This is a genomic window from Methylobacterium sp. WL119, assembly GCF_008039875.1.
Classification (GTDB): Bacteria; Pseudomonadota; Alphaproteobacteria; order Rhizobiales; family Beijerinckiaceae; genus Methylobacterium.
This window is the reverse complement of sequence record NZ_VRUU01000003.1, coordinates 29,522-40,868: the sequence shown is the minus strand read 5'-3', so window position 1 is coordinate 40,868 and position 11,347 is coordinate 29,522. Positions and strand designations below refer to the sequence as shown.

Here is an 11,347-nt window from a genome sequence, read left to right as displayed (position 1 = left end):
GGCCCCGGACTGCTACCATCGCGGCCTCACCGGAGGAGGCCGCGATGGCCGTTGCCCGACGACGCGACGCGCGCATGGGCGTCGCCGAATACCAGGATTGGGTCGCGTCCAAGCCGGACGACCAGCGCTGGGAGCTGCTCAACGGCGTACCGACGCTGATGTCGCCGACGAGCGGGCGTCACCAGCGCATCGTCGCGAACCTGGTCCGGCGCCTCGACGAACTCGCCGAGCGCAGGGGCTGCAGCGCCCTCCCCGGCCTCGCCGTGCTCAGCGCGGAGATGGACGACTTCGCGCCGATCCCCGACATCGTGGTCCAGTGCGGCCCGCTGCCCCGCGACGGCTACACCCGCGACCCGCTGCTCGTCGCCGAGGTGCTGTCCCCCTCGACGATGAGCATGGATCGCGGCCGCAAGACCGATTTCTTCCGCACGGTCGCGGCGCTGCAGGTCTTCCTGATCGTCTATCAGGACGATGCCCGGGTCGAGGTCTGGCGGCGCGACGCCGGATGGGCGATGCGGATGCTGGGACGGGGCGACGTGATCGACCTGCCCGAGCTCGGCGGCACGCTCGCTGTAGCCGACATCTACGCCCGGGTGGAATTCTGAACGCCCGCGGCTGACGCCGGTCGCGGGCGGACCCATCTATGGTACGCTCGCCCAGGCAGTTCGGAGAGGCCCGCATGGCAGTCGCGGCGAAGCGGGACGACCGCATGAGCGTCCCGGACTACCGGGCTTGGGTCGCCGGCCGCCCGGACGACGAGCGCTGGGAACTGCTCGACGGCGAGCCGGTGCTGATGTCGCCACCGACCGAGCGGCACCAGACCATCGTCTCCAACCTCATCCGTCGCCTCGGCGACCTCGCCGATGTGCGGGGCTGCCGCGTCGTCCCCGGCATCGCGGTCGTCGGCCGGGACATGGACGACTTCGCGCCGATCCCCGACGTGGTGGTGCGTTGCGGCCCGATGCTGCCGGACGGCTACGCGTCCGATCCCATCCTCGTCGCGGAGGTGCTGTCCCCCTCGACGATGAGCGCCGACCGCGGCCGCAAGACCGACTTCTACCGTGCCGTCGAGAGCCTGCAGGTCTTCCTGATCGTGTATCAGGACGAGCCGCGGGTGAAGGTCTGGCGCCGGCAGGAGGGCGACGCCCGGCGCAAGCAGGCGCTCGGCCTCGACGGCGCGATCGAGCTTCCCGAGTTCGGCAGCGCCTCGCCCGTCGCAACCGTCTTCGCCGGTCTGTCGTTCTAGCCAACACCCACCAGGTCGCAGCCCTTGCCCCATTTCGAAGACTTCTACGCCGACAAGCTGCGCGGCGGCCTCGGCGTCACCGATGCGGAATCGGTGATGGACCTGCGCGGCGCCAACCGGGCGACCGCGGAGGCGTCGCTGAACGAGATGCTGGAGCGGAGCCGCTTCGCCAAGGGCAAGACCGTGGCGATCCGCCTCGATCCGCCGCCTGAGGGCGGCGGCGAGACCCTGTTCCAACCGGCGGGCCGCCTGCTGCTGGACGCCAAGCGCCGCGGCCTCGTCGACCGGTTGCAGACGCTCCCGGCCGGGGACGGGCTCGGGTTCTACGTGGCGCTGGCCGGGAAGCCGCAACGCGAGCCGGCGTGACCGGCTCGGCCCAAGGTCCGTCCACCGTGTTCGCCGGGCGCAACACCATCGAGCGGCTGGCGCGCTTCGGGTTCTGCGCCCGCGGCGCGGTCTACTGCGTCGTCGGCGTGCTGGCGGTGCTCGCGGCGGTCGGGGCCGGCGGCAAGGCCGGCGACAGCGAGAACGCGCTCCGCTTCGTGCTGCTCGGACCCCTCGGCCCCTGGATCGTCGGCCTGATCGCCCTCGGGCTCTGGGGCTTCGCCGCCTGGCGCCTCGTCGAGGCGGTGACCGACGCCGACCGGCGCGGCACCTCGCCCAAGGGGCTCGTGGTGCGGGGCGCCCACCTCGTCAGCGCGGGCATCTATGCCGGCCTCGGGCTCACGGCCGCGAGCCTCGCCCTCGGGCTCGGCCTGCAGTCGGACGGCGACGGCCTGCAGGACTGGACCGCGTGGCTGCTGGCCAAACCCTTCGGCCGCTTCGCCGTGGCGCTGATCGGCCTCGGCGTCGCCGGCGGCGGCGTCGGCTTCCTGGTCAAGGCCGTTCGCGGCGACGTGACCGAGCGCCTCGCCCTCAACGCGGCGCGCCAGGCCTGGGCGGAGCCGGTCGGCCGGTTCGGCTACGCGGCCCGCGGCATCGCGTTCCTGATCATCGGCGGCTTCGTCGTTGTCGCGGCCTGGTATCAGGCCTCGTCGGAGGTGAAGGGCCTGTCCGGGGCGTTCCAGGCCCTGCGCGCCCAGCCCTACGGCCGGATCCTGCTCGCGATCGTCGCGGCCGGCCACGTGGCGTTCGGGGCCTTCGGCCTGATCCAGGCCCGCTATCGCCGGATCGACGCGCCCGACATCGACCAGGCCGACGATGCGGTGGCGCGGGCCGTCCGCCCGACCGGCTGACCGATCGCGTTGACACCGCCCGAGGCGGAGCCGATACCGCCGCGGAACATCATGCAGCAGCGCACCTACAAGACCGCGGTGATGGTGGTCCACGATCTCGTGGCGACCGCGCTGGCCGTGGTCCTCACCTTCGTGTTCCGCTTCACCGGCGACGCCCTCGCCGAACGCGTGCACGCGCTTCCCGTCCTGCTGCCGCCGTTCCTCGTCGTCGCCGGCCTCGTCTACGGACGGTTCAGGCTCTACCGCACCAAGTGGCGCTTCGCCTCCCTGCCCGATCTCGCCGGCATCGTTCGCGCCGCGAGCGTGCTCGCCTTCGGGCTGCTGGTGCTCGACTACGTCCTGGTCTCGTCGGACCTGTACGGGTTCTACTTCTTCGGCAAGATCGCCATCGTCCTGTACTGGGTGCTACAGATCTTCCTGCTCGGCGGCACGCGCCTCGCCTTCCGCTACCTGAAATACGCCCGCTCCAAGCAGTCGAGCGCGCGCTCGGCCACGGTGCCGACGCTGCTGCTCGGCCGCGGTGCCGACATCGAGACGCTGCTGCGCGCGATCGAATCCGGCTCGGTGCGCAAGCTCGCGCCGAAGGGCATCCTCTCGCCGCGCGCCGACGAGGCCGGGCAGACGATGCGCGAGGTCGCCGTGCTCGGCGGTTTCGCCGACCTGGAGCGGGTCGTCGGCGACCTCGCCGCCCGCGGGCAGCCGGTGCGCCGGCTCGTCGCGACCCCGAGCGCGCTGGCGCCCGAGGCCGAGCCCGACGACCTGATCGCCCGCGCCCGGCGGCTCGGCCTGCCGCTCGCCCGGGTGGTCAGCCTCGGCGACGGCATGCGCGACGCCGAGCTCGCGCCGCTCGAGATCGAGGACCTGCTGCTGCGCCCCACCGTCGCGATCGACAGGCCGCGGCTGGAGCGGTTCCTCGCCGGCAAGCGCGTGCTCGTGACCGGCGGCGGCGGCTCGATCGGCTCCGAGATCTGCGCCCGGGCGCTCGCCTTCGGCGCCTCGGCGCTGATGGTGGTAGAAAGCTCCGAGCCGGCCTTGCACGGCATCCTGAGCCAGCCGGCGCTGCTCAACGCGCAGGCCGAGGTCGGCGGGACGCTCGCCGACATCCGAGACCGCGAGCGCCTGCACGCGGTCTTCGCCGAATTCCGGCCCGACTACGTGTTCCATGCCGCCGCGCTGAAGCAGGTGCCCTATCTCGAGCGCGACTGGAGCGAGGGCATCAAGACCAACGTGTTCGGCTCGATCAACGTCGCCGACGCGTCGGTGGCGGCCGGCGCCCGCGCGCTGGTGATGATCTCGACCGATAAGGCGATCGAGCCGGTGTCGCAGCTCGGCGTCACCAAGCGCTTCGCCGAGATGGTGGCGCAGGCGCGCGATGCCGAGCAGGCCGCGATCCCCGGCCACCCGACACGGCTGATCGCGGTGCGCTTCGGCAACGTGCTCGGCTCGGTCGGCTCGGTGGTGCCGGTGTTCAAGGCGCAGATCGCCCGCGGCGGCCCCGTCACCGTGACCCACCCCGACATGGTTCGCTACTTCATGACCGTGCGCGAGGCGGCCGACCTCGTCCTCACCGCGGCCTCGCATGCCGACCGCGAGGCGCGCAGCCTCGCGCCGGGCGCGGCCGACCAGCGCGCCGCGGTCTACGTCCTCAAGATGGGCCAGCCGGTGAAGATCGCCGAATTGGCCGAGCGCATGATCCGGCTCGCCGGCTTCGAGCCCGGCGCGGAGATCGAGCTGGTGTTCTCCGGCGCACGGCCGGGCGAGCGCCTGAACGAGATCCTGTTCGCGCGCGAGGAGCCCCGCGTCAGCCTCGACGGGATCGACGGCGTGATGGCGGCCAAGCCGGTCTTCGCCGACCGCGCCCGGCTCGATGCCTGGACGGCGGCCTTGCGCGAGGCGGTGGAGGCCGGCGACCGGGCCGCCGCGGAGGCGGTGTTCGAGGCGGCGATCCCGCATTTCCGCGAGCGCTTCGACAAGCCGGTCGCGGCGGCGCCGGCGAGCCCGGATGCGCCGGCGCTCGGAACCGCCGACGCCGGCCTCTGTTGATTCGCGAGCTTTCCCGGTCGGGAACCATTCGACGCCCCGCCGATTGAGGCGACGACCGAACCGAGCGCAGTTTCCGTACAGGGAGTGTGCCGAAGGAAGGACGAATTCATGCAGACGAAGACGTTTCTCGCAGGCCTCACGATGGTCGCCGGTCTCGGCGTGGCCGGGCTCGGCGTCGCTGCGCCGGCCTCGGCGCAGGGCATCCAGATCGGACCGGGCGGCGTTCGCGTCGATCCCGGCTATCGCGACCGCGGGCCCCGCGACGACATCGACTTGAGCCGCGGCGAGGCGATCCGGATCGCCCGTCGCGAGGGCCTCGCCGACGTCGACAACGTCGACCGCCGCGGGCCGCGCATCATCGTTCGCGGATCGGATCGTCGTGGCGACGACATCACGGTGGTGGTGGACAGCCGCTCGGGCGACGTGATCGACGTTCGCCGCTGACGCCATCGCCTCGGTGTCGTAGGATCGAGCCCCGGCCTCGCGGCCGGGGCGTTCTTTCGGCCGAGGCCTGCCTTCGATGATGCCGTCCCGCGCCGCCGCATCGCTTCGCCGAAGCTCCATCGTCGCCGCTGCGGCGTTCGCGATCGTCCTGCCCGGGGCCTTATCCGCAAGCGCCGAAAGTTGCCGCGCCGCCGTCGGGGCGCGTCAGGCCGAGCGGCTGGTCGAGCGCTGCATGTCGGTCTCCCCGGCGACCCATCCGCCCTGCAACGCGGACAATGCCTGCGCCCTGATCGAATCCGAGATCGCCCGGGGCTGCGGGATGATCGACGACGGCACCGCGCCGTCGTTCTGCCGGGACGACTGATCCGCCGATCAGGCCGACAGGCGCGCGAGCCGAGCGAGGCCGTCCCGCGTCGTGCCGGCCGGCGCCCAGCCGAGGGCCGCCAAACCGTCGCTGCGCGCGACCAGATTCTCGGCCAACCGCGAGAAGGTCGCCTCTCGCCCAGTCAGGCGGCAGGCCAGCCCGATCGCCGCCGAGGGTATCGGAACCAGGCCGGGCCGTCGGCCGAGCCCGGCGCGCAGGGCCGTCAGCATCTCCGGGAGCGTCGGCGCGTCGGGGTCGGCGACGACCAGCGGCCGGTCCAGCGCGGCGTCGGTCCGCAGCACCGTGTCGATCGCCGCCGACACGCTCTCGACCGAGACCAGCGACCGGCGGCCGGCCAGCGATCCGAGCGGAAGCGGATACGGCGAGCGGGCGAGCTGCACCAGCGCGGCCATGTTGCCCTTCACGCCGGCGCCGTAGACTAGGACGGGCCGCAGGGCGACCCAATCGAGGCCGATCGCGTCGAGCGCCCGCTCGGCCTCGAGCTTGGAGCGGCCGTAGGCGTCGGTGGGAGCCGGATCGTCGGCCTCCGTCACGGTCCCGGCGGCGGTCGGGCCGGTCTGCGCACGGATCGATGACAGGAACACGAAGCGGCGCACCCGCGCCCGCGCGGCGGCTTCGGCCAGGCGCCGCGTCGCCTCGGTGTTGAGCGTGCGGTAATCGTCCTCCGGTGCGCCCGACATCGCGTGCGCGAGGCCGGCCGAATGCACCACCGCATCGACGCCGGCGAGCGCCGCCGCCATGTTCATCGGCCGGGTCAGGTCGCCGACGATGGCGCTCGAGGCACCCTCCGGCATCGCGTCCACCGGCCGCCGCAGCAGCAGGCGGACGCGGTAGCCGCGCGCCGTCAGATCTCTCAGGACGTGCCGGCCGATGAAGCCGGTCGCCCCGGTGAGCGCGATCAGTTGGCTCAAGACGTCGTCACTCCGTGCTTGGCCGGCGCCCGCGCGAATCGAACCAGCACCGATCCGACGAGACCGCATCCGACCGCCAGGGCACCGAGGGTGATGGCCGGCGAGGGCCAAAACAAGGTCGCTCCGGCGAGCGCGGCCAGGCACGCGTTGAGCGCGAGCACGCGTCCGACGACGCCGGTCACCGCGATGCCGTTCGTGGTGGCCCGCTGGTAGAAGTGGCTGCGATGCGCCTGCCACACCGGCTCGCGCCGGGCGGCGCGCCGGATCAGCGTGAGGGTGGCGTCGGCGAGGTAGTAGAGCGGCAGCAGGATCGCCGCGGCGAGGCCGCCCGCGAGGGCGAGCCGGTACAGCAGCCAGGCCAGGATCAGCCCGAGTGGCAGCGAGCCGACATCGCCGAGGAAGAGCTTCGCCACCGGCCGGTTGAACGGCGCGAAGCCGAGCATCGCCCCGAGCAGGGCCGCGGCGACGAGGATCGCCGCCGGCGGCAAGGCGCCGGACCCGCCGAGCAGGATCAGCGCGCCGGTAACGGGCACCGTTTCGGCGACCGTCATCCAGTCGAGCCCGTCCATGAAGTTGACGAGGTTCACGAACCAGATCCCGGCGAGCACCGCGAGCACCCGTTCCACCGCGAGCGGCAGGGTCGGCACCAGCCGTCCGTCGACGCTCGCCACCAGGGCGGCGACGACGAGGGCCTGCAGCACGAGGCGAAGCGACGCCGGCAGCGGGCGGATGTCGTCGACGGCGCCGACCAGGGCGAGCACCACGGCGCCGAGCCCGAGCACCAGCACGTCGCGGCCCGCATCCGGCGCGGCGAGCAGCAGCCCCGTCACCGCGAGGGTCGCCGCGACGACGGCGATCCCCCCGCCCTGCGGCGTCGGCTCGGTGTGGCTCGAGCGCGCGTTGGGGCGGGCCAGCGCGTAGCGGACCAGCAGCGGCCGGAGCCGGACGATCAGGCCGGCGCTGAGGGCCGCGGCGAGCGGAACCGCGATGAGGGGGGCGAGCATGGTGCCGCTCTACGCTCCCGGGCCGCCCGGGTGAAGCCGTCGGGTGCGCGCGTGTCGCTGCAGCCGGCGGCCTCGCGCCTCAATAGACCTGCGCCGCCGCGTCCTTGCCCTTCGCGGCGCCGTCGGTGCGGTTGGTCTTGTCGATCGCGCGCTCGACCACCTTGGCGATGCCGATCATGATCGTGTCGATCACGTAGTCCTTCGGCGTATAGACCGCCGAGACGCCCATGTTCTTCAGGACCAGCTCGTCGTCGGGCGAGATGATGCCGCCGACCACGAGCGGGATGTGGTCGAGGCCGGCCTCGCGCATCTTCGCCTTCACGTCGCGCACCAGCGGGACGTGGCTGCCGGAGAGGATCGAGAGGCCGACCACGTGGGCGCCGGTCTCCTTCGCCTTCGCGACGATCTCGGCCGGGGTCTGGCGGATGCCGTCGTAGGTCACGTCGAATCCGACGTCGCGGGCGCGCAGCGCGATCTGCTCGGCGCCGTTCGAGTGGCCGTCGAGGCCGGGCTTGCCGACGACGAGGCGCGGCTGCTCGCCGAGGCGCTCGCCGAGATCGGCGATCAGCAGCTTGGCCTCCTCGGCGGCACCGGACGAAACGGTCTGAAGAGTGACGCCGGTTGGCGCGCGGTACTCGCCGAACACCTCACGCAGGCGCGTCCCCCACTCGCCGGTCGTGACGCCGGCCTTCGCGGCGGCAATCGAGACCGGCATGATGTTGGCACCCGAGCGCGCCGCCGCCTCGAGCTCCTCGAGCGCCTTGCCGACGGCGTTGTCGTCGCGCTTCGCGCGCCAGTCCCGGATGCGGGCCTCGGCCTCCATCTCGACCGTCTCGGACACGGTGAAGATCGCGCCCTCGCCTGCGGTGAGCGGCGAGGGCTCGCCCTGCTGCCACTTGTTGACGCCGACGACGATCTGGTCGCCGGCCTCGATCGCCGAGATGCGGCGGGCATTGGATTCGACGAGCGACCGCTTGAGCGCGCCGGTCTCGACCGCGGCGACCGCGCCGCCGATCCCGCCGATGCGCTCAAGCTCGGCCCGTGTCTCGACCTTGAGCGCCTCGACCTTGGCGTCGATCACCTTCGAGCCGTCGAAGATGTCGTCGTACTCGAGCAGGTCGGTCTCGAAGGCGAGGATCTGCTGCATCCGCATGGACCACTGCTGGTCCCACGGGCGCGGCAGGCCGAGCGCCTCGTTCCAGGCCGGCAGCTGCACCGCACGGGCGCGCGCCCGCTTCGACAGCGTCACCGCCAGCATCTCGATCAGGATGCGGTGGACGTTGTTCTCAGGCTGTTGCTCGGTGAGGCCGAGCGAGTTCACCTGCACGCCGTAGCGGAAGATCCGCTTCTTCGGGTCGTCGATGCCGTAGCGCTCCTGGGCGATCTCGTCCCACAGCTCGGAGAACGCGCGCATCTTGCAGATCTCGGTGACGAACCGCAGGCCTGCGTTCACGAAGAACGAGATCCGCCCGAACACCTCCGGGAAGCTCTCGGCATCGAAGTTCGGGTCGTCCCGCACGGTGTCGAGCACCGCGATCGCGATGGCGAGCGCGTAGGACAGCTCCTGCACCGGCGTCGCCCCGGCCTCCTGCAGGTGGTAGGAGCAGACGTTCATCGGGTTCCACTTCGGCACCTCCTTGGTCGTGAACAGGATCACGTCCTTGGTCAGCCGAAGGCTCGGCGCCGGCGGGAACACGTAGGTGCCGCGCGACAGATACTCCTTGATGATGTCGTTCTGGGTGGTGCCCTGCAGCCCCGAGAACGGCGCGCCCTGCTCCTCCGCCACCGCGAGGTAGAGCGACAGCAGCCACGGCGCCGTGGCGTTGATCGTCATGGAGGTGTTCATCTGGACGAGCGGGATGTCGTCGAACAACGTCCGCATGTCGCCGAGATGGGCGATCGAGACGCCGACCTTGCCGACCTCGCCGCGCGCCAGCTCGTGGTCGGGGTCGTAGCCGGTCTGGGTCGGCAGGTCGAAGGCGACCGACAGGCCGGTCTGCCCCTTGGCGAGGTTGCCCCGGTACAGCGCGTTCGATTCCTTGGCGTTCGAATGGCCCGCATAGGTGCGGATGATCCAAGGCTTGTCGCGCTTCACCCCGTCGACGCTCGCGCTCGCGCTCATGTCACCCGTCTCCGCTGATCCGTTCGTCGCGCGGCTCGCTCGCCCCGCCCCTTGCGGCGCACCGTAGCGAAGCCGTCGCGGGCCGTCATCTCATGCGAAGGGCCGGCGCCCGTCACCGGACGGCAAGGCGCCCGCAAAAATCTCAGGGTCGACATCAAGGAAATTTGACGGGGATCGGTGGCACCGCCGCGGTTTCGAACGGTTCCAAACCGCTCGACGCGCGTTGGCTGGCCGCATTCGGACCTGGACGCGCGGCGTGCGCGCCCGACCACGCGGATCACCAATCAAAGGAGCCCTGCACGATTGCAGACACCTCGCCCCGTCTGACGACGGCGTTCGGAAACCCGATTTCCGACAACCAGAACTCGCTCACCGCCGGCACCCGCGGCCCGGTGCTGATGCAGGATTACCATCTCATCGAGAAGATGGCGCATTTCAACCGGGAGCGGATCCCGGAGCGGGTCGTCCACGCCAAGGGCTACGGCGCCTACGGCACCTTCCGGCTGACCCGGAGCCTGTCGCAGTACACCCGTGCCAAGGTGCTGACCGAGGTCGGGCAGGACGTGCCGATGGTGGCGCGCTTCTCGACGGTCGGCGGCGAATCCGGCTCGGCCGACACCGCCCGCGATCCGCGCGGCTTCGCGCTGAAGTTCTACACCTCGGAAGGCAACTGGGACCTCGTCGGCAACAACACGCCGATCTTCTTCGTCCGCGACGCGATCAAGTTCTCCGACTTCATCCGCACCCAGAAGCGCGATCCGCGCACCCACCTGAAACCCCATTGGCGCCGCTGGGACTTCTGGGGCCTCTCCCCCGAGGCGATCCACCAAGTCATGATCCTGTACTCGGACCGCGGCACGCCGAAGTCGGCCCGCTTCATGAACGGCTACGGCTCGCACACCTTCTCGCTCTGGAACGAGGCTGGCGAGCGGCACTGGGTGAAGTTCCACTTCCACACCCAGCAGGGCATCCAGAACTTCTCTGCGGCGGAAGCCGACAAGATCGCCGGCGAGGATCCGGACTACTCGGCCGCCGATCTCTCGACCGCGATCGAGAAGGGCGACTTCCCGAAGTGGAGGGTCTCGGTGCAGCTGATGCCCGAGCTCGACGCCGATACCTACCGCATCAACCCGTTCGACCTCACCAAGGTCTGGCCGCACGGCGACTATCCGCTGATCGAGATCGGCGAGATGGAGCTCAACCGGAACCCGGAGAACTACTTCGCCGAAATCGAGCAGTCGGCCTTCGAGCCCTCGAACGTCGTGCCCGGCATCGGCTTCTCGCCGGACAAGATGCTGCAGAACCGCCTGCTCTCCTACGGCGACGCGCACCGCTACCGCCTCGGGATCAACTACCAGCAGATCCCGGTGAACCAGGCGAAGAAGGCCGCCGTCCAGACCTACCATCGCGACGGCGCGATGCGCACGGACGGCAACCACGGCGCGCAGGTCGACTACCAGCCGAACTCCTTCGGCGGGCCGGTCGAGGATCCGTCGGTGGCCGAGCCGCCGCTGCGGATCACCGGGGATGCCGGCCGCTACGGCTGGCCGGGCGACGACGCCGACCTCTACGGCCAGCCGCGGGACCTATGGACGAAGGTATTCGACGACGGCGAGCGCAAGCGGCTCGTGGAGAACATCGTCACCTCGATGGGCGACTCGCCGCGCCACATCCAGGATCGGATGATCGGGCACTGGTACAGGGTGCATCCCGACTTCGGCCGCGGGGTCGCGGAAGGTCTCGGCATCGAGACGAGCAAGGCCGCCGCCGAATAGTTTTTGGGTGGCCGCCAAGTTAATTTTGTATCCAGAAGGCGTCGGCATGAGCCGGCGCCTTTTTTCTTGTCGGACACCGTACTCCTGGCCTTTCGGACGACTTGCAGACCCTTGGACGCCTCATCCTTCGCCGTTATAGCGCTAGGCCGGAACCGCGGCGTCGTCAGAACCGCGAGCGGGCA

Annotated in this window: 11 protein-coding genes; 8 read left to right on the top strand and 3 right to left on the bottom strand. The window is 71.0% G+C overall.

The features are described from left to right. Window positions 1-44 precede the first annotated feature (44 nt). The 7 genes from FV227_RS02375 (at window position 45) to FV227_RS02345 (ending at window position 5,332) form a co-directional block, all read left to right on the top strand. Window positions 45-605, top strand: a complete 561-nt coding sequence (locus tag FV227_RS02375; protein ID WP_147728459.1) for a Uma2 family endonuclease — start codon at window positions 45-47, stop codon at window positions 603-605. 74 nt (window positions 606-679) lie between these two features. Beyond that, window positions 680-1,246, top strand: a complete 567-nt coding sequence (locus FV227_RS02370; protein WP_147728460.1) for a Uma2 family endonuclease — start codon at window positions 680-682, stop codon at window positions 1,244-1,246. Between the two features lie 24 nt (window positions 1,247-1,270). Next, window positions 1,271-1,612 carry a hypothetical protein gene (locus tag FV227_RS02365; RefSeq protein WP_147728461.1) on the top strand — a complete coding sequence of 114 codons (342 nt, stop codon included), beginning with the start codon at window positions 1,271-1,273 and terminating at the stop codon, window positions 1,610-1,612. Then, complete coding sequence (locus tag FV227_RS02360) at window positions 1,609-2,481, top strand: DUF1206 domain-containing protein (RefSeq protein ID WP_246686376.1); 873 nt, start codon at window positions 1,609-1,611, stop codon at window positions 2,479-2,481. The genes FV227_RS02365 and FV227_RS02360 overlap by 4 nt, the downstream gene beginning before the upstream one ends. A gap of 51 nt (window positions 2,482-2,532) precedes the next feature. Further along, window positions 2,533-4,524 (top strand): SDR family NAD(P)-dependent oxidoreductase, encoded by a 1,992-nt coding sequence (locus FV227_RS02355; RefSeq protein WP_147858211.1) that lies wholly within the window; start codon window positions 2,533-2,535, stop codon window positions 4,522-4,524. A gap of 108 nt (window positions 4,525-4,632) precedes the next feature. Beyond that, the gene (locus FV227_RS02350) at window positions 4,633-4,968 is read left to right on the top strand and encodes a PepSY domain-containing protein (protein ID WP_246686377.1); all 336 of its coding nucleotides are present in this window, start codon (window positions 4,633-4,635) and stop codon (window positions 4,966-4,968) included. A gap of 79 nt (window positions 4,969-5,047) precedes the next feature. Next, entirely contained in the window at window positions 5,048-5,332 is a 285-nt protein-coding gene (locus FV227_RS02345) for a hypothetical protein (protein ID WP_147858210.1), read from the top strand. An 8-nt stretch (window positions 5,333-5,340) separates the two neighbouring features. Here FV227_RS02345 and FV227_RS02340 read toward each other — a convergent pair whose 3' ends face one another. The 3 genes from FV227_RS02340 to FV227_RS02330 form a co-directional block, all read right to left on the bottom strand. Next, complete coding sequence (locus FV227_RS02340; protein ID WP_246686378.1) at window positions 5,341-6,264, bottom strand: NAD-dependent epimerase/dehydratase family protein; 924 nt, start codon at window positions 6,262-6,264, stop codon at window positions 5,341-5,343. After that, window positions 6,261-7,268 (bottom strand): glycosyltransferase family 4 protein, encoded by a 1,008-nt coding sequence (locus FV227_RS02335; protein ID WP_147726863.1) that lies wholly within the window; start codon window positions 7,266-7,268, stop codon window positions 6,261-6,263. Before FV227_RS02335 ends, FV227_RS02340 begins: the two co-directional genes overlap by 4 nt. Before the next feature lie 79 nt (window positions 7,269-7,347). Then, the gene (locus tag FV227_RS02330) at window positions 7,348-9,390 is read right to left on the bottom strand and encodes a protein meaA (RefSeq protein WP_147726860.1); all 2,043 of its coding nucleotides are present in this window, start codon (window positions 9,388-9,390) and stop codon (window positions 7,348-7,350) included. A gap of 302 nt (window positions 9,391-9,692) precedes the next feature. On the opposite strand from FV227_RS02330, the gene FV227_RS02325 reads away from it, so the two are divergent. Continuing rightward, window positions 9,693-11,165 (top strand): catalase, encoded by a 1,473-nt coding sequence (locus tag FV227_RS02325; RefSeq protein WP_147858240.1) that lies wholly within the window; start codon window positions 9,693-9,695, stop codon window positions 11,163-11,165. Window positions 11,166-11,347: the final 182 nt, after the last annotated feature.

Coding starts and splice junctions, on each gene's coding strand:
- FV227_RS02375 (WP_147728459.1), top strand. CDS start 45: ATGGCCGTTGCCCGACGACGCGACGCGCGCATGGGCGTCGCCGAATAC.
- FV227_RS02370 (WP_147728460.1), top strand. CDS start 680: ATGGCAGTCGCGGCGAAGCGGGACGACCGCATGAGCGTCCCGGACTAC.
- FV227_RS02355 (WP_147858211.1), top strand. CDS start 2,533: ATGCAGCAGCGCACCTACAAGACCGCGGTGATGGTGGTCCACGATCTC.
- FV227_RS02350 (WP_246686377.1), top strand. CDS start 4,633: ATGCAGACGAAGACGTTTCTCGCAGGCCTCACGATGGTCGCCGGTCTC.
- FV227_RS02345 (WP_147858210.1), top strand. CDS start 5,048: ATGCCGTCCCGCGCCGCCGCATCGCTTCGCCGAAGCTCCATCGTCGCC.
- FV227_RS02335 (WP_147726863.1), bottom strand. CDS start 7,268: ATGCTCGCCCCCCTCATCGCGGTTCCGCTCGCCGCGGCCCTCAGCGCC.
- FV227_RS02330 (WP_147726860.1), bottom strand. CDS start 9,390: ATGAGCGCGAGCGCGAGCGTCGACGGGGTGAAGCGCGACAAGCCTTGG.